This window comes from Streptomyces sp. NPDC034111, assembly GCF_055575375.1.
The window spans coordinates 67,375-89,364 of record NZ_JBVIST010000013.1 but is presented as its reverse complement, the minus strand read 5'-3'; the positions used below and the strand labels follow the sequence as shown (position 1 = coordinate 89,364).

Genomic DNA, 21,990 nt, shown 5'->3' with positions numbered 1-21,990 from the left:
CTTGCCCCTCCGGGCCCCCGGGCGGATCGGGCATTATCCCTTCTCCCGCACGAATCGGTGCGCTTCAGTGCAGAATTGTGGACCGTTTGGTGAAGAGCGCGTGAGCGTGCAGACTGCCGCGCATGACTGATTGGCTGGAGGGGCCGTCCGACGGGAGGCTCCGCGGTGACGCGGGGCACATGACGTACGCCGGCACCCAAGAGGTGTGGAACAGTCAGGAGACCTACCCGGGCGCCGGGTTCACGGTGCCGGGGGCGGGCAGCGCACCGCCCGGCGCCGTGCCGCAGGTCATCTCGCAGAGCGTTGCGCAGGACGTTCCGCAGGCCGCCGGTGTCCCGCCGCAGCGCGGCGGTCCCACAGGCCGCGGTGGCGGCCGGAGAGGCGGCGCCCCCGGGGCCTCGCGGCGCCGGCGCTCCGCCTCCCGCCCCACCCGCCGCCGCCGGCTCACCCGGGCCGGGATCCTGCTGGCCAGCGTGGCGCTCGTCACATCCGCCGGCACCTATGTGTGGGCCGACACCAAACTCAACCGCCAGGTCGACCTGGGCAAGATCGCGGACCGCCCGGCGCCGGGTGCGGGAACCACCTATCTGATCGTGGGCTCCGACAGCCGCCAGGGCCTGACCGTGGAGGACAAGAAGAACCTGCACACCGGCGGCTCGGCCGACGCAGGCCGCCGCACCGACTCGATGATCCTGCTGCACACCGGCGCCCACGGCACCACGATGGTGAGCCTGCCGCGTGACTCCTGGGTGACCATCCCGCCCTATATCCGCCCCGAGACCGGCAAGCACTACCCGGCGTCGAAGAACAAGCTCAACGCGGCGTTCTCGCTCGGCGGCCCCGGACTGCTGGTGCGGACCATCGAGCACAACACGGGCCTGCGCATCGGCCATTACACGGAGATCGGCTTCGCCGGCTTCGTGGGAATCGTGAACGCCATCGGCGGGGTGCCGATGTGCCTGGACAGGGACGTCAAGGACGAGAAATCGGGCGCGGACCTGAAGAAGGGCTGCCATACGCTCGACGGGCGCACCGCGCTCGCCTTCGTCCGCCAGCGCCACCAGGAGGCCAAGGGCGACCTCGGCCGCAGCCAGAACCAGCAGAAGTTCCTGGCCGCGCTCGCCCACGAGGCCGCCACCCCCGGAACGCTCCTCGACCCCGCCAAGGTCTACCCGACCGTGAGCGCCGGGCTCGACACCCTCATCGTCGACAAGGACATGGGCCTTCCCACCCTCACCTCGCTGTTCGAGGCGATGAAGAAGGTCTCGTCCGGCGGCGGCAAGCAGCTCAACGTCCCCGTCGCGTCCACCGGCTTCAAAACCCCCAAGGGCAGCGCCGTGAAGTGGGACCTGCCGAAGGCCAAGCGGCTCTTCGCCGAGCTGCGCGACGACCGGCCGGTGGACGTGACCGGAAGCTGACCGGCTGCGCGCCACGGCGGGCCCGTGCCGTGCCGCCCCCCGGCCCGGCACGGCACGGGCGGCGGATCACCCCAGCCGCAGCGGCAGTGCCGCCAGCCGCCAGCTGCCGGGGGTCGGGGTGCGCTCCAGCTCGTCGGGGGCGACGGCCAGGGACACCTCGGGGAAGTGGCCGAGCAGTTTGCCGAAGGCGACCTCGCCCTCCTGTTTGGCGAGGGTGGCGCCCAGGCAGTAGTGCGCCCCATGGCCGAAGCCCACATGGTTCTCTGCGTGGCCCGCGGGGTGCCGGGTCAGGTCGAGCCGGTCGGGGTCGGTGTAGTGGCGCGGGTCGAAGTTCGCCGAGACCAGGATGAGTTGGACGGCGTCGCCCTTGCGGATCTGCGTGCCGGCGATCTCGACATCCTCGGCGGCGTAGCGCAGTTGGGTCATCTGCACCGGTCCGCACCAGCGCATCAGCTCGTGCACGGCGCGCGGCAGCAGGGCCGGGTCGTCCTTGAGCAGCCGCAGCTGGTCGGGGTGGGTGAGCAGGGCCGCGGTGCCGTTGCCTATGAGGTGCGCGGTGGTCTCGTGTCCGGCCAGTACGAGGGTGAGGACCATGGTGACCATCTCGACGTCACTGAGCCGGCTGCCGTCGTCGTCATGGGTCCGTATCAGCTCGCTGAGCAGGTCGTCGGTGAGCGCCTTGCGCCGCTCGCCGATCAGTTGGTGGATGTGGTCGATCATCGCCGGGAAGGTCTTGCCGAGCCGGTCGGGTTCCAGCGAGACCAGGTCGGCGCCCCACTGCCGCCACTGCGGGCGGTCCGCCTCGGGTATGCCGACCAGTTCGCAGATGACCGTGATCGGCAGCGGGTAGGCGAAGTGCTGGATGAGGTCGACGACGCCGTCCTCGGCATGCTCGGGGAGCCGGGCCAGCAGCTCGTCGGCTATCTGCTCGACGCGCGGCCGCAAGTCGGTGATCTTGCGTGCGGTGAAGGCGCGGGAGACCAGCCGGCGCAGCCGGGTGTGGTCGGGGGCGTCGTTGTTGAGGATCGAGCCGAGCAGATAGACCCGCATGTGCTCGGGGAAGCCCATGGCGTCCATCAGCCGGGCCAGCGGGGATTCCTCGTACACACCGCCCAGGGCCGGGGAGGCCGGGTCGTTGAGGAACCGGGGGTCGCGCAGGACCTGGCGGACCTCTTCGAAGCGGGTCACGAACCACACGGGCGAGTCGTCCAGGAACCGTCCGCGCACGACCGGGCCCTGCTCGCGCAGGGCGCCGTAGCCGCGGAACGGGTCGCCGACCAGCGCCGGGTCCATCACATTCGGCTCGCCCGGGTGCTTCCCGACGTGCTCGGCGAACGGAGAGCTGGATAATGCCGACATCTTTCGTTCTCCTACGGTTGGGAGTGGGTGGGAGTCGAGGTGGGACTCGTGCCGCTGTCCGGCCGGTTCGCCGGCGTCAGCCGCGTATCTGCCGGTGGATCTCCTGTGCGCACAGCTCCGTCATGTGCTCGTGGAGCGCGATGACCTCGGGCGCGGCCGACGCGGCGGCGGCCCGCAGCCGGTCGGGGCCGGGGTCGGTCTCCAGTGCGCTGCGGACGGTGTGGGCGAGGATCTCCGCGCGTACCTCCGGGGTTTCCGGGGCGCGGTGGGCGTTGAGTGCTTCGGAGGTGAAGAACCCGGTGGCGATCGCCATCAGGGCGTACTGCTGGTGGCTCACGTCGGTGTCGTCGCGCATCAGGCCGTGTACGCGCAGCACTTCGAGGTGGCGGCGGAGCGTCTGGTCGCTCTCCACTATCAGCTCTCCGAGTTCCTGCTGCGCGGTGTCGTTGAGCCGGCCGAGGGTGTCGGAGTCGCCGGTGTAGACGGCGCGCAGCGCCGGTTCGGACAGGCAGTCGCGGAAGAGCGCGCTGACCATCCGGCTCGGCAGCACCGCCAGCGGATCGGTGCGCATCCGCGCCAACTGCCGCTGCTGGGTGCTGAGCTGGATGCGGAGGATGACGGCCAGCAGCAGGGCGTCCTTGGTCTTCCAGTGCAGATAGACGGTGCCCTTGCCGACCTTGGCACGCCGGGCGATCTCGTCGATCGTCACCCGCCCGTACCCCCAGGCGAGCAGCAACTCCCGTGCCACCTCAAGGATGCGCTCGGCGCGCTCCGCCCGTTCCACGGCTGCCTCCCCCTTTGACTTCGTGACCGGATATGAAATCTGGTCACGGAGTCAAAGCTAGGCGGGGAGGGCCCGGCGGGGAAGGCGGTTTCCGGCCAGCCGGGAGGAGTGCGCGGCAACGGCGCACCACCCCGGGAAGTAGAGCGCCCCGACCAGGGACGGGGGCTCCTGGTCGGGGCTGACTGGGGGGGGGGAACGGGCAGCGGATCAGAGGGAGTTCAGGTCGACGGCGGAGGCCAGGGCCAGGTAGCCGGCGTCGCTGGGGTGCAGCCCGTCCTGGGAGACGTAGCCGGGGCGGGAGCGGGTGGGGTGGCCGGGGTCGGTCAGCACGCGGTCCGCGTCGAGGACGGCGTCGTAGGCGTGGCTGGTACGGATCCAGTGGTTGAGCTGGCGGCGGACCTTGTCGCCGGTGGGCGTGGTGAAGGGGAAGACCGCGGCGGTGAGCGGCAGGATCGTCACGCCGATGGCCTTGACGCCGTGGGCGTGCGCCGCGCGGATGAGGGCGCGGTGGCCGTCGATGAGCTGTTGGGCGGTCACCGGACGGCGGTTGGCGCACGGATCGCCGCTCTGGGGCTGGGCGAGGTCATTGGCGCCGAGGTGGATGAAGACGGTGCGCAGGGCGGCACGGGCGCGCAGTTCCCTGGTGAAGCGGGCGGTGCCCTTCTCGCCGTAGCAGGGGGAGTCGTGCAGCAGATGGTCGCCCGCCAGACCGGCGTTGCTCATGCCCTGGGGGCGGCCGGCGGCGATGAGCCGTTCGACGAGCTTGTCCGAGAAGCGGTTGTCGGTGCCGGGGCTGGTCCCCACCCCGTCCATCAGGGAGTCGCCGAAGGCCATCAGGGAGGACGCGGAGGCCGCACCGGTCCCGGTCACCTCGGCACCCGTCAGGTAGTACCAGGCGTGCGAGGTGCGGCGGTTGAAGGCCTCGGCGGCCGGGCTGTGTAACCGGTTGCCGGGGGCCCGGTAGGACGTGGCGGTGGTGAAGCGGTGCAGGGTCGCCGGGCCGGTGGGGGTGGTGAAGCGCAGGCTGACGGTGAGCTTCTCCAGGTTGGCGGTGGGCAGTGGGACCGCGTCGGTGACGATGTCGTGGCCGGCCGGGACGGTGACCGTGGGGGAGTGGTGGAAGGTGAGGGTGCGTACGGTGCCGGGCCGGGCCTTGGCGTCACCGTCGGACCGGGCCACGGTGGCCCCGGCGAGGTGCAGCGGCCGGGTGCCGTAGGCGTTGGAGAAGCGGAGGCGGAGGGTGGGGCCGCCGACGCTGAGCCGGATCACCTGGCGCAGCGTCTCGTTACGGAAGCCCCGCTGGGACCAGTTGGGGCCGGTGTCCGTCGTGTCCTTGGTCGCCTGCTGGACGGCCGCTCCCCAGCTGGCCGTCCACTGGGGGGTGCGGGCGGCGGCCGGGGCTGCTGCCGGTCCCTCCGTCCGCAGGGAGGGAGCGGCGGGGGCGCAGGCGCCGGTCAGCGTCATGGCCAGGGCGGTGGCCAGCGCGCCGGCGGCCGTCGCGGGCAGCGGGCGAAGGGCGGCGCGGGGCCGGCCGGTGTCGTGGGGCGCGGTGTCGCGTCGGCGCCACAGTCGCATCGAAGCTCCTTGGGTCTGCTCGGATCGAGTCGGTCTGTCACCCCCGTTCTTGTCGTGTGCGCCGGGGCGCGGACGCCGGGCGTCAGCGCTCGGGCGGGGACGCTGTCCCCGGCCGGCCCGGCGGGAGTTGGGCGTTGCCGAAGTAGGTGGCCACCGATAACAGGATCTCGTTGGCGCTGCGGAGTTCGGCCAGCTCGTCCTCCAGCTCCGCGATCCGGCGTTCGGCCTGGAGGGGCCGGGTGTAGCGGGTGGGGGCGGCGGCGAGCGGACGGTGGGCGTGATGGCGGCGGGCGGGGTCGGTCATGGGGGTCTCCTCTCCCGTAGGTGGTGCGCCGCGCGGCCCGGGCCCGTCGGTACCCGGGCGCTGCGGCGGGGCCGGGCTCAGTCGCGGCTGAAGCGGCGCAGGACGGACGTCATGAAGACGACGGCCATCAGGGCCGCGGACACCACGAGGGTCATCGACGGCTGTACGGTGGCCAGTTCGCTGTTGTCGCGCAGCGCGCCCATGAAGTCGAAGATGGGCAGGCCGTTGGCGACGGAGTACCACAGCGGCACATAGACCGCCTGGAAGAGCCGGTGGGTGCGGCTGAGGGTGCCCAGGGTCAGGGCCAGGGACGGGATGAACAGCGCACCGCCGGCCCAGCCCGCCAGGCCCAGCCAGTCGGCCGCGGCGATCAGGCGGATGAGGGGACCGATACCGGCCACGACGGTGACGGTCAGGCCCGCCGCCCATTCGGCCAGGATCCGGCGGCGTACCGCGGGGTAGGCCCCGAGCATGCCGTCGACGCCGTACTCATGGCGCTGGGTGCCCAGCCGGGACCAGATCAGCACCGGCCAGATCCAGGCCAGCGGCAGCATGACGCGGATGATGCCGTGGATCTTCGGGGAGGCGAGGCTGGTGAGGATCAGGAACGCGGCGCCCAGCCACCACCACCAGCGCACGCCCTGCAACAGGATGCGGACCTCGCCCGCCCACAGCCGCAGGGTCACCGCGCCCGGCTCCGGGCGGGTGCGCAGCACGGTGGCGACGGAGGGCCGGGACGACGCGGCGTGCGGGCCGACCTCGTCGATGAAGACCGGCTGGACGGTGCCCGCGGCCGGGTCCTGCGCGGCGGCGGCGGAGCGGCCCGGACGGCTGCGTGCGGGGTCGAAGCGGCCGAACCACAGCGCCGGGAGCACGGCGATGGCGCCGGCGATCAGCAGCAGCGTCACCCGGCCGAGCACATAGCCGGAGGTGGGCGTGAAGCCGTCCCAGGTGAAGAGTCCGAGCGGCTTGTCGAGGTAGGTCAGCCCGAGGCTGAACGACCCGTCGACCTCGATGTGCTGGGCGACCATGTCGTCGTACATCGACCGGACGACGCTGTTGACGCCGATACCGTCGAGGGGCAGCCCGGGGCCCTGGCCGGCCGTGGAGATGACCAGCCAGATGCAGAACCACAGGATGTTGCCCAGGCCGGTGCGCAGCACCGGAAGCGATTCGAAGAGCAGCGCGAGGGCGGCGGTCAGCGCCACCAGGGGCAGCGCGATCAGCACGAACGGCTGCCACAGGGCGAGCAGATCGACCTCGCGGGACTCGCCGCGGGCCAGCTGCATGACCAGGGCGGTGACCGCGAGCACCCCGAGCATCGAGGTCAGCAGCATCAGATTGCTGAGGAACTTGCCGAGCATGTACGCGGAGGTGCGTAGCGGGGTGGCGGCGAGCAGCTGGCCGACGCGGGTACTGCGGTCGCGCTCGATGGAGTTGCGGACGATGTAGAAGCCGCCCAGGGTGATCCACAGACCGGCGGCCAGCGCCGTCACCATGCCGACGTAGGCGCTGTTGTAGACCCCGCGGTGATCACCGATCTGCATGATCATCCACTTGGCGTCGGAGTCCGGCACCGCCACGTACCCCAGGGCGACGGCCGCGGCCAGCACGACGACATACGCGGGACGGCGTACCCGGTCGCGGAAGTCGGCCACCGCGAGACCGGTGAGCATCTGGACCATCGCGTCACACCGCCCCGGCCGGCTGCGGCCGTCCGCCGAAGCCCTGGGCCGTACGGCCGCCCTCGGACTGCCGGATGATGCCCAGGTAGGCGTCCTCCAGGTCGGGCGTCAGCTGTACGGCGCCCTCGTAGGGCAGTTCGCGGGAGAGCAGCCGGATACGGACGCCTTCGGTGGTGCGCACCAGCCGGCTGACGGTGTACTGCGCCTGCACCGCCGGTACGGAGGAGGGGTCGACCAGGACCTCCCACACCTGCCCCGCCACCGAGCGCAGCAGCTCCTCGGGGGTGCCGCGGCGCTGCAGTCGGCCGCCGGCCATCACCGCGATGTCGGAGGCCACCGACTCGACGTCGGAGACGATGTGGGTGGAGAGCATCACGACCTTGTCGGCCGCCAGGTCGCTGAGCAGATTGCGGAACCTGACCCGCTCCTCGGGGTCGAGCCCCGCGGTCGGCTCGTCCACGATGATCACCTGCGGGTCGGCCAGCAGCACCTGGGCGATGCCGACCCGGCGCAGCATGCCGCCGGAGTACTTGCCCAGGGGGCGCTTGACCGCCTCGGTGAGGTTGACGAGTTCCAGGAGCTCGTCGATGCGGGCCTTGGCGGTGCGGGCCGAGACGCCCTTGGCGGCCGCCATGTACCGGAGGAATTCGCGGGACGTCAGGTTCGGGTAGACCCCGAAGTCCTGTGGGAGGTAACCGAGCGCCCGGCGCAGCGCGTTGGGCCGGGCCACCGCGTCCTCGCCGTGGAAGAGGACCTTGCCGGAGGTGGGCCGGGTGACGGTGGAAGCGATCCGCATGAGGGACGACTTGCCGGCGCCGTTGGGTCCCAGCAGGCCCAGCATGCCGGGTTCCAGACGCATCGTCAGGTCGTCGACGGCGCGTTTGCCGCCCTTGTAGACCTTGGTGATGTCGACGAGCTCCAGCATGGTCAGTTCTTCCCGCTCAGGGTCTTCTCGCCGTCCTTGGTCACCGCGATGCCCTTGGGGACCTCGACCTTGAACTTGGCGTCGCAGATGGCGATACCGGTGCAGCCGGCGTCGATGTCGAGGGTGTTGCCCTTGAGCGTCCACTTCAGGTGCTCGCTGCCGGCGGCCGAGTCGAACCAGCGGGTGACCTTGATGTCCTTGCGGTCGGCGGCGACGACCTTGGTGGCGACCTCGTGCGTCGTCAGCTTGAGGGACTTGCCGGCGTACGCGAAGGTCTTCGACTCCGGCGTCGCCTTCGAGGCATCCACCGAGCAGCCGGAGAGGCCGAGGGTGGCGGCGACGGCCGCCACCGCGACGACGAGGGTGGCGGGCCGCTTCGAGATGGTGCCTGAGAACATCGGTTCCTCCAGAGATACGGGGTGGTGCACTCCCTAGAGGATCCCGGTCCGGGGCGGCCGCCACATCTGCCGATCGGCAGATATCCGCTCAGCGGATGGCGGGCGCCGGCAGCAGGCACCGGACCCGCCAGCCCGGGCCGTGCGGGCCCGCCTCCAGCGTGCCGCCCAGGGCGCTGACCCGTTCGTCCAGGCCCGCCAGACCGGTGCCGCCGCCCTGCCGGGTGCCGCCGCCCTTGGCTGCCACCGCCCCGGCGCCCGCGTCGTCGGCGACCGAGAGCTCCACCGCCCGGTCGGCGGTACGGGCGGCGAACACCTCGACCCGGCCCGCTTGCGGCGCATGCCGCCGTACGTTCGTCAGCGCCTCCAGCACCACCCGGTACGCGGTGTCCTCGGCCTCCCGCGAGAGGGTGCCGGCCACCTCGTCCTCCAGTGACAGCGCCACCTCGGCGGCGGCCATGGACGAGAAGCGGCCGACGAGCTCGGGCAGGTCGGCCAGGCCGTAGAGCCGGGTGGGCGGCGGCTCGCCCCACTTGCGGCCGTCCGCCTCACGCAGTGCGGTCACCGTCTGGTCCATGGAGTCCAGCGCCCGCAGTCCGGCCTGCTCTATGCGTTGCAGCAGGGCCCGGTGCTCCTCGGGGCCGGCGTCCGTGGTCAGCTGTGCCGCCTGGGCCTCCAGGACGATGCCGGTCACCTCGTGGGCGACGAAGTCGTGCAGATCGCGGGCGACTTCGAGGCGCTGCTCGCGACGGGCCAGCGCCACGGCATGCGCCCGCCGGTTGTCCAGCGACCGCAGATACAGGCCGACGCCCGCGGCGACGGCGGCCGGGAAGAGCGCGACCGAGGCGGCGAAGACCGACTCCTTCAGGCCCGCGGTGGGTGCGTGCAGGGTGAAGCGCAGCGGCAGCAGGACCGCGGCGGCGCCGGTCAGCGGGCCGACGAAGGCCACCTTGGGACTGGGCACATGGCGTACCACCCGCTCCAGCAGGACCAGCAGCGCGACCGTCTCGAACGGGTACCACAGGATCACCAGGCCCGGCTGACCGAAGTAGCCGGCGTCCGTGACGAGGGAGAGCAGCGCGACGCCCCCGGCCGCCTGCGCCAGGGAGATCCGGCCGGCCGGCCAGGCCAGAATCGCCACCACCAGCGCCAGCGCGGCCATCACGGCCAGCGGGGCAGCGCTCGGGGGAGATATGACGGCGGGGGCGAGCATCAGGGCCGCGGCCACCCCGGACCACCGGCGGCGTCTTTGCCGGGGAGGAATGTCGTAATCCATGGGGTGAGGCTACGCACATTCCCCGGGGCCCGGGGCGGTAAGCACAGCACGGAAATTGCGGCATCTGCCGTACGGCAGATTTTCCGGCCCGGGCACCGGGCTTCTGCCGTACGGCGCTGCCCGGTGCCGGCCGTGCGGGATTTCAGCCCGGTGTCTGCCCGGTGGCATATCCGAGCTCCCAGGCCCGTACCGCGACCCCGACCCGATTCCGCACCTGAAGCTTTCGCTGAATGCTGGCGACATGGGTCTTCACGGTGCCGGCCGAGATGAACAACTCGCGGGCGATATCGGAATTGGTCTTGCCCTCGGCGACCTTTCCGGCGATCTCCACCTCGCGTTCGGTCAGGACCGAGTCGCGCTGCCGGGGACGGCGGCCGGCCGGGGGGCCGGTGACGTGCTGGAGCAGCCGTACGGTGATCGAGGGGCTGATCAGGCTGTCGCCCGCCATCGCCGCCCGCACCGCCTCGACCAGCAGCGTCGGCCCCGAGCGCTTGAGCAGGAAGCCCGAGGCGCCGAAGCGCAGCGCGGGGTAGACGTACTCGTCGAGGTCGAAGGTCGTCACGATCACGATGCGGACCGGGCTGGCCGCGGCGGGGTCGGCCAGCCTGCGGGTCACCTCCAGACCGTCCATCCGGGGCATCCGGATGTCCACCAGCGCGACATCCGGAGTGAGCGTGCGCGCCAGCTCCACGGCGTCCACACCGTTCGTCGCCTCACCGACCACTTCCATGTCGGGCTGGCTCTCCACGATGCGGCGTATTCCCCGGCGGACCATCTCCTGGTCGTCGGCGATCAGTAGGCGAATAGTCACGGGCAGGAATTCTGCCGTACGGCGGGTGCGGACGGGGACTTCTTCTCCGGGGCCGTCGGTGAACATGGAAAAATACCGGCGGTCCCGGAGGGGAAATCCCGGTCCCGGAGACCGGGCGGGGGCGTCGGGCTCAGGCCCCTTCCATCGCCCTCGCCAGGCTGCGCGGGCGCATGTCGGTCCAGTGCTCGGTGACGAAATCGAGCGCCGAGGTGCGGTCGGTCTCCGCGAGGGCGACCGTCCAGCCCTCGGGCACGTCGGCGAAGGCCGGCCAGAGCGAGTGCTGGTTCTCGTCGTTGACCAGCACCAGGTACCTGCCGTCGGGGTCGTCGAAGGGGTTCTGGGCCACTGTCGTGTCCTCTCCTGTCGTGGGTGCGGGACGGCGCGGCGGCACCGGCCGGGTGGGCGGTGCCGCCCACCCGGCCGGTCAGACCGCTTCCCGGTCGGTGCCGGGGCCGATGCGGTTGAACTGCACGGACCGCACGCGTTGGGCGGGTACGCGCGATACCTGGACGGGCAGCGGTGCGACGAGGCGTTCGCTGCTGCGGAGCAGGGCGGTGCCCAGCGGGGTGAGGGCGTGCAGCGCGGTGTTGCGGTTGCGGGAGGTGGTCACCAGCCCGGACCTGCGCAGCACCGCGGCGTGCTTGCTGGCACCGGCCAGCGAGATGCCCAGCCGGTCGGCGAGCTCACCGGTCGAGCAGCCCTCGGTGAGCGCTTCGAGGGCGGCCGCCCGGGTGTGGCCGACCAGGGCGCCCAAGGCCTGCTCGTCGTGCTCCGGTGTCCCCCAGATGTCCCCCCGCGACGAGGTCTTCACCGGGAAGACCAGCGCCGGCATGGCGTCCTTGCCGACCGCCGTCACGAACGAACAGGACTGCTCGGACAGGAAGAACGACGGGCACAGCAGCAGCCCGCGGCCGTCCAGATGGATATCGCGGTTGGGGCCGTGCCGCACCTCGAGGACCGGCGCCCGCCAGCGCACCTTGGGGTGCACCGAGCTCAGCAGCCGCTCGACGCCGTGCGAGATGGCCACCCGGCCCCAGCCCTCGCGGGCACCGTCGAGGTGACCGCGGATCAGGCTCCAGTGCGGGAGGACCGCCACCCGGCACAGATCGGCCAGCAGCCGGGCGCCGGTGCGCTCCTCGCCGGACGTCACATGGTCGGGATCGGGGCCCGAGGTGAAGGCGTCGGCGAAGGCAGCGGGTAATTCCTCCAGGGTGCGGAACTGCTGGGACAAGGCCGTGAAACGGGCCGCGTCCTTGCCCAGTTGCGCCCGGACGCTGCGACGCCACTCATGGAAGGCTACGTCGCCGTTGCGGCCGAACAGATAGAGCGCGAAAGCGCTCTCGGCCAGCGGCCCGAGGGTCGCCAGCATGCGGGTATGGGAAAGGTCCTCAACTGTGAAGTGGATCCTCAGCACTGTGTCCCCCGTGGTCATGGCTGATGTCGTTCGGTACCGAATAGTCGCTGAGCAGCCGGCCGCCGTGCAGGGTCTCCCCGTACGAGAACACGTGGCCGCTCCCTACCTCCAACGGTGCGAGTGTGGCGAAATCATCCCCCAGGCCGGGAAAGAATGTGAGATCTCCTGATCCGGTCCAGATCGGGGAGAATTCCACATCGCTGACCTCGGAGGCGACCAGCCGCGGCCGCGGCCCGTCACCGGTGGGCACCCACTCCGGGAACGTCAGGGTGTGTGCCAGGGGCACGTCGTGCAGCGCCGGCGGCTGATCGGTCGACCGGTCGACGGTGACCGAGGCCTCCACGACGCGCCGCCCGTGGACGGAGAGCGCACCGTCGAACCGGCCGCCGGGCGCCAGGCGGGAGCCCGCCTTGCCGACCGTGACCGGCCGGCTCTGGTGGATGACCCCGTACTGCTTGGGCATTCCCTGCACCCAGCCGCGCATCATGGGCACGGCCTGGTCCACCCAGGCGTACGGGGCGCGGGCCATGGGGCGGCCCTCGAACTCGCAGCCGAGCAGGATCAGGAACTCCCCGAACTGACAGCGACCGGGGTCGGTCAGCTCCGCTCCGTCCTGCGAACACCACTGCCAGGTCGCGAACACCGCGGCCGCGGCACCCGGATCGGCCCCCGGCGTAAGGCCCGGCGGCAGGAACCGCCGGGCGGCGTCCGGGTCGACGCGGTACTCGACCATGACGACCTCGCCGGAGAAGTGCCACGGTGGTGGGGTGAGCATCGCCGACTCCCCGGTCGGCGAGAGCGGCAGGCTGTAGCCGACGGGACCGGTGCTGCCCGGACCGGCCGCCGAGGGCCTGCCGTTGGTCCCGATGCTGGTCGTCACGATCTCACTCCGATCTCGGGCTCGGACGCGCTGCCGGCCCATGCGGTGGTCAGCCGCTGTGCGGCCTGCTCCAATAAAGCGGGCGGGTTGAAGCTGAAGGCCAGCCGGACGCCGGTCTCCTGGGTGGTGCCGAAACGCGAGCCGGCGGCGATCCTGACGCCGGCGTCCGCGGCGCGGGCGAGCAGCCCGGCCTCGTCGGCCCCGTCAGGGAATCGCAGCCACAGGAAGAACCCTCCCTGGGGGGTGCGAAGTTCCAGCCGGGCTCCCGCAGTTGTGCGCAGGGTGTCCACGAGGGCGTCCCGGCGTGCCCGCAACTGCGTCCGGAAGTCCGCGAGATGACGGTCGTAGGCGCCGCTCGCGAGCAGGGTGCTCACGGCGAGGGAGGTGGTGTGGTTGAGGGAGCCGCCGCTGACGAACAGCCCGTGCGAGGCCAGCCGGCCGGCCAGCGCGCGGTCGGCGAGCAGCCAGCCGAGGCGCAGGCCGGGGCCGAGCGTCTTGGAGAAGCTGCACAGCCGTACCACGCGACGGTATCCGGCCAGTGAGGCCAGCGAGGGCGGGGGCGGGTCGTCGGTCAGGGCCAGTTCCGCGTAGGCGTCGTCCTCCACGAGCAGTACGTCGTGCCGGGCGGCCACCTCCAGCAGCCGGCGGCGGCGCGCCAACGTCATGGTGTGGCCCAGCGGGTTGTGGTGGGTGGGCGTGAGGTAGACGAACGCGACCCGCGCCCCCGCGGCCGCCGCCCCGGCCAGGCGGCGGTCCAGCGCCTCGGGCAGCATCCCCGAAGCGTCCATCGCGACCGTGCCGAGCCGCAGCGAGCAGTCCCGGAAGATCTGCCGGCCCAGGTCGTAACAGAGCTCCTCCGTCAGCACTGTGTCGCCGGGGGCCGCCAGCGTGGTCGCGAGCAGATAGAGGGCCTGGGACGTCCCCGACGTCAGCAGTACCTGTTCCGGGTCGCAGGGGTAGCCGTCCGCCGCGGCGGCCCGGCCGGCCAGCAGGGCGCGCAGCGGCCGCGCGCCCGGGTCGTGGCCGTAGCCCAGCGCCGCCGCGCCGTACTCCGCCAGCGCCTGCGCATAGGCGTCCCGCAGGAGGCCTACGGGCAGCAGCGCGGGCTCGATGTAGCCCGGACCCAGGTCCAGTACGCCGGCGGGGGCGACCTCCTGCACGACTCCGGGGCGCCACTGCCGGGTGTGCGGCAGCGGGCGCGCGGAGCCGTGCGGGAGTTCTCCCTCGTGGAGTGGTGTCATCAACGCTGTTTCAGGACGTGGCGCAGTGCGCGTACGGACTGGGTCAGCGGGTCGGTGGACCGGGCCAGCGCGAGGCGCAGGGTGTGGTCGCCCTCCGCGGGGTTCGCCCAGTGGAACGGGCGGCACGGCAGCGCGTAGACGTTGTGCTCCCGCAGCAGGTCCCAGACCTGAGTACCCGTCAGGTCGTCGATGCCGACCCGCTCGACGCTGGCGCGGCTGTCGGGGTCCGGGACGGTGACACCGGGCAGCCCGGCCAGTTCGGCGCGCACCATGGCGCGGTTGCCGGCGATGAAGCGGTGCAGATCCTCCAGACCGCCGGCCGCCGCGTCCTCGGAGAACCGCCGGACCATCGCGAGGATCAGCGGGGAGACGCCGAGCAGGATGTCGGAGTAGATCTTCTCCACCGGCAGCGCCAGGTTCTCGGAGTGGACCAGCATGCCGACCTTCAGGTCCAGGGTCGGCCAGAGCTTGCCGGTGTCCTCGATCACCACCCAGCGCACACCGCTGGCCTGAAGGACCTCGTAGTGGTCGTAGTGCGCGCGGGTGTCGAAGCCGCGGAAGGACGTGTCCAGCGCGAGGATCACGCCGTGGGCGGCGCACTGCTCGGCGAGCCGGGTGAGCCGTTCCCGGGAGACGACCTTGCCGGTGGGGTTGTTCGGGGTGGTGATGAAGACACAGCCGACCGACTTCAGCAGGCTCGCGTCCAGGTCGTCGCCGTGCAGCGGGTCCTCGGCCAGCGGCACCAGCTTCAGGCCGTTGCCGCGCAGCAGGTCGGCGATGTTGTCGAAGGTCGGGTGGACCAGGGCCACCGATTCGATCGTCTCCGCCAGCGAGCGGGAGAGGATCTCCATGGCGACCGAGGAGGAGTAGCAGCTCAGCACCCGGCCGGGGGCCGAGGGGTAGCTGTGCTGGCCGAGAGCGGTGAAGAAGGCGGCGTGTGCCTCCTGTTCGAGCTCCTCGACGGGGCGCTTCTCGCCCTCGGCGAAGAGCAGCGGCAGATCGTCGACGATCTTGCTCTGGCCGGCCGTGAGCGCCTGCCGGGCGTGGCCGTCAGCGATGTTGAACTCGCTGTTCAGGGCCAGGAACTCCAGTTGGGTGAGGTTTCCGGTGTCACCTTCGGACTCCCCCAAAGCGGCGTTTACTTGCTGCGTTCCGGACACAGGTGTACCTCGCAGAGACGTAAGGGTTCCCAGTTGCGGGATGACATGGGCCCGCAACGGCACCGCCTTGGGAACGCTCCCAGGCGACGCCGTGCGAACAGCGGCGCGATGTGATGCGGGGTTACGGCCGGGGGTAGGCCGGCCGGTCCCGTGCGGCCGCGCCGCGGCAGCCGGTCAGTAGATGACGCGGGTGTGCGCTGCCAGCCTGGCCTCGCGCGACTTGCGCAGGTCCCGGGCGATGTTGAGCCGCCGCAGCCAGCGGTCCGTGCCGTCGAAGCGGGCACGGAACGGCTTACGGCCGTGGACGACGCGGTAGTTGTCGATGAAAACGATGTCACCCGGGGCGAGCACGACCCCGGACATGGCGTCGTCGATCGCGGCGCCGATGGTGTCCAGTGCCTGTTGCTCGGCCTCGCCCTGGACGCCCTGCATGTAATGCGGGTCGATGCGCAGATACGGGTCGTCGCGGTCCCCGAAGAGCACGGCGACCGGATCGGGCGACTCCAGCGCCGCGTCCACCCGCTGCCGGCTGCGCTCGCGCAGTTCGGCCTCGCGCGGGCTCTCGTCGCCGGGCGCCGCGCCCGCGATGCGGTGCGCGTCGTCGGGCAGGATCCGGAAGCGCTCCTGCGCAAGGATCTCCCGGGTCGCGTCGTCGAGCTTCACATCGGCGATGTCGCAGGCGGTGGTCTCGACGCCGTCCGGATTGCGCAGGCACATCAGACCGAGGTAGTCCGTGCGCAGCGGATGGAAGGCGTCCTCGGTGTGCCAGGTCAGCGTCTCCTCGCTGCCCCAGCCGATCTGCTCGTGCTCGAAGCCCTGGACGGGGTAGACGTCATGCATGAGGAAGCCGTCCTGCTGGGTGGCCCATCCGATGGGGTCGCCCAGCAGGTTGGCTATCAGGTAGAAGGCGATGTCCTGGCGCAGGGACGTGGACGGAACCGGCTTGTGCCGGCGGTCGTCCGGGGTCGCCCCGAGCGCCGCGTCGTCCACCGGCAGTCCGCTGACGACCAGAATGCCGGATTTCTCGGTGCTGCGGTACTCATGCAGCGCCCGCCGCACACGCCGCGGCAGCTCGTCCGCGTAGAGGCGGCTCTCGGCCTGGAACTCAGCGGACTCCACGGTGTCGTAGCGCCGGCTGAGGTCGTCAGCCAGGGCTTCGATTGCGGCGACGTCGTCATCCTGTAGATGGTGCGTCAGCACGTACACGTCCCTCCAGATAGGGCACCTGATTGGTCGAATCCGGTGCCGAACGCCTGGTCAGTGAGATCTTTGCCGGTTTCGCGCGGGTGTTCCATAACCTTTACTTCCCAGCTAAATTGCCCCGTCCTTCACACGGAACTCACTGGTCACTTCAGTCACAGGGGCCGTCCTGGCCCGCGACCAGCGGCGCATCGCCGGCTTCTCCACACCGTTGTGCAGCAGCCACGCCAGCAGCAGGGACACCGCGAAGCCGGCGGCTATCAGCGCGATGCCGGTGGGCACGCTCCAGGTGTGGCCCACCAGCTCGCCGTCCTCCTCGGTGTGGCCGAGGAGCAGATGGCCGTACTTCAGCACCAGGTTGTGCAGCAGGTAGAAGGCGAAGGAGAGTTCGCCGAACCAGACCATGACCTTGCTGCCCAGGGGCGTACCGCGGCCCTCGGCGTCGGCCACCGCGGCCGCCGCGGTCAGCAGGGCGACCGGCAGCACCGTCACCGCGCTCAGCCGGTACAGGTACGGCACCTGCTGGGCGGCCCAGTACGCGAGCACCACGAGCAGGGCGGCGGGCAGCACCGGCAGGCGTATCCACTTGCCGCTGAGCACGATGCGCGCCATCAGCATGCCGAGCAGGCACTCCAGCAGCCGGAACAGCGGGAAGAAGTACGCGAACCAGTACTGGCTGACGGACACCCCGCCGAGCGGCATCTGCGGGGTGTCCGGCAGCACGGCGAGCGCGATCGCGGGCACGGCGACGACGCCGAGCGTCGCGCCGCCCACCCAGAACCACAGGCGGCCCGGCTTGATCTTGTTGACCAGGACGAGCAGCGCCGGGAACAGCGCGTAGAACACCACGTCCACCGCGAGCGACCAGCTGACGCTGTTGCCGGTGTCGGTGAACACCGGGTCGGGCACCCAGGACTGCACGAGGAAGAGCTGGGTGACCGAGGGCAGTACACCCACGCTCAGCCCGACCGATGCGATCAGTACGAGGGCGAGCACATAGGTCACGACGTGGTTGGGGAAGACCCGGAAGAAGCGCCGGCGCCAGAACTTGCGCGCGGTGTCCGTGGGCCGGTACGACCACGTGATCACGAAGCCGCTGAGCACGAAGAAGAAGGAGACGGCCATGTAGCCGGTGCTCCCCATCGCTTCGAGGAAGCCCCAGCTCACCTTCGCGTCGGTGAAGACCCCCTCGAACGCCGCATGGGTGAGGAACACCGGCAGCATGGCCACGAAGCGCAGACCGGTCAGGGATCTGAGGTTCGGGTTGGATTGTCTTGTCTGCATGCGGACCTCTCGCCAGATGGGCGACAGGCGGTGCGGGACGACGGTGCACTGCAACGGCGGCCGCACCACCGTCTGCTGTTGGATGACCCGGGTGCGGTCGCCGGCACCGGACCCCACGGCCAGGCCCCCTCGTCAGGCCTGGCGCGCGGACCTCTGGCAGCGGTCAGCCTTGCTCCCCCGTTGTGCGGATTTTGGCCGAGACCTTTCGCGTACTCCACACGTTTCACTTCGCAGCTAAGTTGCGGGCACCTTGGCGGGCGGCTGCGGGGCGACGGTGCGCCGGGGACGGGACCAGCGGCGCATCACCGGCTTCTCCACGCCGTTGTGCAGCAGCCACGCCAGCGCCAGCGACACCACGAACGAGGCGGCGATCACCGCGATGCCGCCCGCCGTACCCCAGGTGCGCGGCAGCACCTCGCCCTCGGCGCCGCGCGGGCTGATCAAGACATGCCCGTAGGCCAGGATCACCTGGTGCACGAGGTAGAAGGCGAAGGAGAGTTCACCGAGCCACACCATGACCCTGCTGCCCAGGAAGGTGCCGCCGCGCTCGGCGTCCGCCACCGCCAGGGAGGCGGTCAGCAGCGCGAGCGGTACGACCAGCACCGCGCTCAGCCGGTAGAGGAAGGGCAGCTGCTGGGCGACGACGTACCCGGCAACCACCAGGGCCGCGGCGGGCAGCACCCGCAGCCCGATCCACCGGCCGCTGCGCACGATCCGCGCGACCAGCATGCCCAGCACGCACTCCACGGCACGGGAGAGCGGGAAGAAGTAGGTGAACCAGTACTGGCTGCGGGAGACCCCGCCCACCGGCATGGCCGGGGTGTCCGGGAGCACGGTCAGCGCCACCGTCGGTATGGCGATCACCATGAGCACCACCGCACCGGCCCAGTACCACAGGCGGGTTGGCCTGATCTTGTTCACCAGGACGAGCAGCACAGGGAAGAGCGCATAGAACGCCACATCGGCCCCGAGGGACCAGGTCACGGTGTTGCCGGTGTCGATGAACAGGGGATCCGGCACCCAGGCGTGCACCAGGAACAGCTGGGCGATCATGCCGGGTGCGTCGAAGGCGGTGCCCGCCGCGAGCATCAGGGCCACCGCGAACACATAGGCCACGAGGTGGTTGGGGAAGACCCGGAACGCCCGCCGGCGCCAGAACCGACGGGTGGTGTCGGTGGACCGGTACGACCAGGTGATCACGAAGCCGCTCAGCACGAAGAAGAACGACACCGCGGCGTAGCCGGTGGAGCCCATCGCGTCGAGGAAGCCCCAGCTGGTCCTCGGGTCGGTGAAGACGCCCTCGAACGCGGCATGGGTGAGGAACACCGGTAACAAGGCCAGGAACCGTAACCCGGTCAGCGACCGCAGATTCGGGGTCGGCGGTGTCTGGCGCGGTGTGTGGGGGGTGGTCTGCATGGGGACCCTTCGCCGGCCGCGCGGCACACCGCCGCAACGGCCGGGACGCGTCCGTCGGACCGGCCCGGACCCCGCACCGAGGTCGCGCGGAAATCTCCAGTTGGTGATCTCCGAGCATCGCGGTAACTCCCGCAGTGGGGCTATGACCTTTACCGTGGAGTCAAGTTGGTCCTCCGCCGCACCCGGCGCGCCGGTCAGGGCTCCCGGGGCGCGGTGTGGGGGAACCGCCGCAGTGTGGGACTGGCGGTCGCCGCCAGCGCGACCAGGAGCAGGCAGCCGGCGCAGATGAGTACGGGGGTGACGCCGCCGCCGGCCGCGCCGGTCAGGACGCCGCCGAGGGCGGGGCCCAGGACGCCGGCGCCGCCGGAGCAGAACCCGGCGACGCCGCTCATCCGGCCCCGCAGATCGTCCGGGGTGAGGGTCAACTGGTAGGTCAGCACCGTGGTGTTGGCGAGCGGGGCGAAGAAGGCCATGAGGCCCAGCAGTGCCCCCTGGGGCAGACCGGTGGGCACCACCGCCATCAGGGCGGAGGCCAGGGCCGCGGTCCAGGTGAAGCCGAGGATGATGAGCGGCGGCCGGGCGGCGGCGTGCAGACGGGCGGCGAACAGGCCGCCGAGCAGTCCGCCGGCCCCGAAGCAGGCCATCGTCAGGCCCAGCTCGCCGGCGCCGACCCGGTCCTCGCCGGAGAGCGCGAGCAGCACGATCAGCAGTGCGCTGAAGACCAGGTTGGTGACCATCATCCAGGCCATCGTCGTACGGATCACCGGCTGCCCCAGCACCCAGCGGAACCCGGCCAGCGCGTCCCGTACGGGGCCGCCCCGGCCGTCCGCGTCGCCCTCGTCGTGCCGGTCCCCGCCGTCCCCGTCCGGCCCGTGCTCCGCCACGGCACCGACGGCCCGCCCGCGGGGCAGCCGGAGGAAGAGCAGCGCCACCGACGACAGCGTGAACATCACCGCATTGACCACGAACGGCGCGAGCGGCAGCGCCGCGAACAGAAAACCCGCGACGCCCGGCCCGAGGAGGGTGGCTATATAGGGGCGTGCGGCGTTGCGGGCCACTGCTGTGGAGAGTTGGCCGGGGGGCACCACCTGGGGCAGCGCCGCGTGTTCGGCCGGGTCGAAGACCGAGCCGAGGAAGCCCTCCAGGACGACGACCAGCAGGACGTGCCAGAACGCGTAGCGGTCCAGCAGCAGCGCGCCGGCCAGGCTCGCCATCCCCAGCACCCGCAGCAGCTGGCAGCCCAGCATCAGTCTGCGGCGGTCCCAGCGGTCGGCGAGCACTCCGGCCGGCACCACCGAGACCATGTGCGCGGCGGCCATCGCCGAGGAGGCCAGCCCCAGTTGGAGCGGTGAGCCGTGCCGGGCGAGGATCAGCAGCGGGACGGCCACCGCGGCCACTTCCATGGCCAGTTCGGACATCAACTGGCTGGACCACAGGATGTTGTAGTGGCGGTTGCGGGACAGGGGGACGGGGGGTGCTGCGGGTGCCGGTGCGGTGTCCGTGGGGGCCGTGGTCATCCGGGGGCCGTCCCTGTCTCAGGCTCGGGGGGCGAGACGCCCGGTGATCTGGAGGTAGTCGATCCGCCCGCTCCCCGGGGCGGTGACGAACCGGCCCGGGGAGCGGGCCCCGCTGCCCAGCTCCCGCATGGTGAACCGCAGATCGGGCGTGCACAGCAGCTCCGCGTGCGGCGCCCCGCCGAAGCTCAGCAGCAGCCCGCCGTCGTCCCCGCGCCGCACCTCGAACTCGGTGTCGCCGTTGGTGTAGCGGCCCAGCGCGCCGTCCGGGACCGCCGGCCGTGCGGCGCCGGGCGGTGGCCCGGGCTCCGTACGGTCGCCGACGGCCAGCCCCAGCGCCCGCAGCCGGGGCACCAGGTCGTCCCAGAGCTGCCCGCCGGTGTTGGCGTTCGTGGTCAGCGCGACCGCGGTGCCGTTGACCGGGTCGAACCGCAGATGGCAGGAGGTGCCGTCGCCGGTGCCGTTGTGTCCGTAGACATCCGCCGCCCCGTCGTCGAACCTGGCCCAGCCCAGGCCCCAGCCGTCGGCCATGCCGTACGGCCCGACGGGGACCGAGGCGAGCTGGTCGAAGCACATGTCGTCGGCGGTCGCCCGGTCCAGCGGATCGGGGTCCGGGCAGCCGGCGAAGTACAGCCGGGCGAACGCCAGCAGGTCCTCGGCGCTCAGCGCCAGCGCACCGTTGGGCATCTCGACCTCGGGCAGGTCCTGCCGGTCCATCGGCACGATCCGGTCGCGGGCCGCCTGGACGGCGTGCCCGGCGGCCACCGGGCGGCCGGGGCGCTCCGGCCCGACGACGAACGCGGGCCGGATGCCCAGAGGTTCGAGCAGGACCGCGCTGATCGCCTCCTGCCAGGTCATCCCGGTCACCGCCTCGATGAGCCGGCCCACGACGACATAGCCGATGTTGGAGTACGAGAAGACCGTCCCCGGCGGATGCGTCAGATCCTCGGCACGGCAGTGCCTGGCCACCCACGCGGCGCGGTCCCCGCCCTCCCCGGCCGTGCCCTCCGGCACGTCGGAGGGCAGGCCCGCGGTGTGGCTGAGCAGCTGCCGGAGGGTGACCAGCACGCCCGCGCCGAACTCCGGCAGCTGTTCGTCCAGCGGCTCGTCGAGATCGACATCCCCGTCGGCCACCAGGATCATCGCCAGGGCGGCGGTGAACGGCTTGGTCAGCGAGCCGACCGGGAACGCTGTCCCCTGCTCGACGGGGGCACCGGAGCCGGTGTCGGCCACGCCCGTGTGGACCACAAACCGCTCCCCGTCGCGGAGGACGGCGAGCTGGGCGCCGGGCACCCGGTGGCGGGCGGCCAGTTCGGCCAGAAGGCTGTGCAGACTGTCGTGGTCCATGG

The 21,990-nt window shown here is 71.5% G+C and carries 20 protein-coding genes; 1 reads left to right on the top strand and 19 read right to left on the bottom strand.

The annotated features are described in order from the left end of the window. Positions 1 to 122 precede the first annotated feature (122 nt). The gene (locus tag ACZ55A_RS25600) at positions 123 to 1,418 is read left to right on the top strand and encodes an LCP family protein (RefSeq protein ID WP_468844372.1); all 1,296 of its coding nucleotides are present in this window, start codon (positions 123 to 125) and stop codon (positions 1,416 to 1,418) included. A 66-nt stretch (positions 1,419 to 1,484) separates the two neighbouring features. On the opposite strand, the gene ACZ55A_RS25595 is transcribed toward ACZ55A_RS25600, so the two are convergent. From ACZ55A_RS25595 to ACZ55A_RS25505, 19 genes are all read right to left on the bottom strand, one after another. After that, positions 1,485 to 2,777, bottom strand: coding sequence for a cytochrome P450 family protein (locus tag ACZ55A_RS25595; protein WP_468844369.1), 1,293 nt, complete (start codon positions 2,775 to 2,777; stop codon positions 1,485 to 1,487). 76 nt (positions 2,778 to 2,853) lie between these two features. Beyond that, positions 2,854 to 3,561, bottom strand: coding sequence for a TetR/AcrR family transcriptional regulator (locus tag ACZ55A_RS25590; protein WP_468844366.1), 708 nt, complete (start codon positions 3,559 to 3,561; stop codon positions 2,854 to 2,856). Positions 3,562 to 3,768: 207 nt separating this feature from the next. Beyond that, complete coding sequence (locus ACZ55A_RS25585; protein WP_468844364.1) at positions 3,769 to 5,136, bottom strand: SGNH/GDSL hydrolase family protein; 1,368 nt, start codon at positions 5,134 to 5,136, stop codon at positions 3,769 to 3,771. Positions 5,137 to 5,218: 82 nt separating this feature from the next. After that, positions 5,219 to 5,440, bottom strand: a complete 222-nt coding sequence (locus ACZ55A_RS25580; RefSeq protein ID WP_468844361.1) for a hypothetical protein — start codon at positions 5,438 to 5,440, stop codon at positions 5,219 to 5,221. Between the two features lie 77 nt (positions 5,441 to 5,517). After that, complete coding sequence (locus ACZ55A_RS25575) at positions 5,518 to 7,125, bottom strand: ABC transporter permease (protein WP_468844358.1); 1,608 nt, start codon at positions 7,123 to 7,125, stop codon at positions 5,518 to 5,520. 4 nt (positions 7,126 to 7,129) lie between these two features. After that, complete coding sequence (locus tag ACZ55A_RS25570; protein ID WP_468844355.1) at positions 7,130 to 8,050, bottom strand: ABC transporter ATP-binding protein; 921 nt, start codon at positions 8,048 to 8,050, stop codon at positions 7,130 to 7,132. A gap of 2 nt (positions 8,051 to 8,052) precedes the next feature. After that, a complete protein-coding gene (locus tag ACZ55A_RS25565; RefSeq protein WP_468844352.1) occupies positions 8,053 to 8,448 on the bottom strand; it encodes a hypothetical protein in 396 nt (131 codons plus the stop codon). 88 nt (positions 8,449 to 8,536) lie between these two features. Beyond that, on the bottom strand, positions 8,537 to 9,721 hold the full coding sequence (locus ACZ55A_RS25560; RefSeq protein ID WP_468844350.1) for a sensor histidine kinase: 1,185 nt from the start codon (positions 9,719 to 9,721) through the stop codon (positions 8,537 to 8,539). A gap of 142 nt (positions 9,722 to 9,863) precedes the next feature. Then, positions 9,864 to 10,532 (bottom strand): response regulator, encoded by a 669-nt coding sequence (locus ACZ55A_RS25555; protein ID WP_468844348.1) that lies wholly within the window; start codon positions 10,530 to 10,532, stop codon positions 9,864 to 9,866. Between the two features lie 130 nt (positions 10,533 to 10,662). Next, on the bottom strand, positions 10,663 to 10,878 hold the full coding sequence (locus ACZ55A_RS25550) for an MbtH family protein (protein WP_468844346.1): 216 nt from the start codon (positions 10,876 to 10,878) through the stop codon (positions 10,663 to 10,665). Between the two features lie 78 nt (positions 10,879 to 10,956). Beyond that, positions 10,957 to 11,901: an ArsR/SmtB family transcription factor gene (locus tag ACZ55A_RS25545; protein ID WP_468844343.1), complete on the bottom strand. Its 945-nt coding sequence runs from the start codon at positions 11,899 to 11,901 to the stop codon at positions 10,957 to 10,959. Between the two features lie 19 nt (positions 11,902 to 11,920). Beyond that, positions 11,921 to 12,826 carry an enduracididine biosynthesis enzyme MppR gene (gene mppR, locus ACZ55A_RS25540; protein ID WP_468844340.1) on the bottom strand — a complete coding sequence of 302 codons (906 nt, stop codon included), beginning with the start codon at positions 12,824 to 12,826 and terminating at the stop codon, positions 11,921 to 11,923. Continuing rightward, positions 12,823 to 14,067: an enduracididine biosynthesis enzyme MppQ gene (gene mppQ, locus ACZ55A_RS25535; protein ID WP_468844338.1), complete on the bottom strand. Its 1,245-nt coding sequence runs from the start codon at positions 14,065 to 14,067 to the stop codon at positions 12,823 to 12,825. The genes mppR and mppQ overlap by 4 nt, the downstream gene beginning before the upstream one ends. Continuing rightward, positions 14,067 to 15,197: an enduracididine biosynthesis enzyme MppP gene (gene mppP, locus ACZ55A_RS25530; RefSeq protein WP_468844335.1), complete on the bottom strand. Its 1,131-nt coding sequence runs from the start codon at positions 15,195 to 15,197 to the stop codon at positions 14,067 to 14,069. Before mppP ends, mppQ begins: the two co-directional genes overlap by 1 nt. A 204-nt stretch (positions 15,198 to 15,401) precedes the next feature. Continuing rightward, the gene (gene gntD, locus ACZ55A_RS25525; protein ID WP_468844332.1) at positions 15,402 to 16,427 is read right to left on the bottom strand and encodes a guanitoxin biosynthesis L-enduracididine beta-hydroxylase GntD; all 1,026 of its coding nucleotides are present in this window, start codon (positions 16,425 to 16,427) and stop codon (positions 15,402 to 15,404) included. 111 nt (positions 16,428 to 16,538) lie between these two features. After that, on the bottom strand, positions 16,539 to 17,828 hold the full coding sequence (locus ACZ55A_RS25520) for an acyltransferase family protein (protein ID WP_468844329.1): 1,290 nt from the start codon (positions 17,826 to 17,828) through the stop codon (positions 16,539 to 16,541). A gap of 117 nt (positions 17,829 to 17,945) precedes the next feature. Continuing rightward, on the bottom strand, positions 17,946 to 19,127 hold the full coding sequence (locus tag ACZ55A_RS25515) for an acyltransferase family protein (protein ID WP_468844326.1): 1,182 nt from the start codon (positions 19,125 to 19,127) through the stop codon (positions 17,946 to 17,948). 194 nt (positions 19,128 to 19,321) lie between these two features. After that, on the bottom strand, positions 19,322 to 20,644 hold the full coding sequence (locus ACZ55A_RS25510) for an MFS transporter (protein ID WP_468844324.1): 1,323 nt from the start codon (positions 20,642 to 20,644) through the stop codon (positions 19,322 to 19,324). 18 nt (positions 20,645 to 20,662) lie between these two features. Next, positions 20,663 to 21,988, bottom strand: coding sequence for a serine hydrolase domain-containing protein (locus ACZ55A_RS25505; protein WP_468844321.1), 1,326 nt, complete (start codon positions 21,986 to 21,988; stop codon positions 20,663 to 20,665). Positions 21,989 to 21,990: the final 2 nt, after the last annotated feature.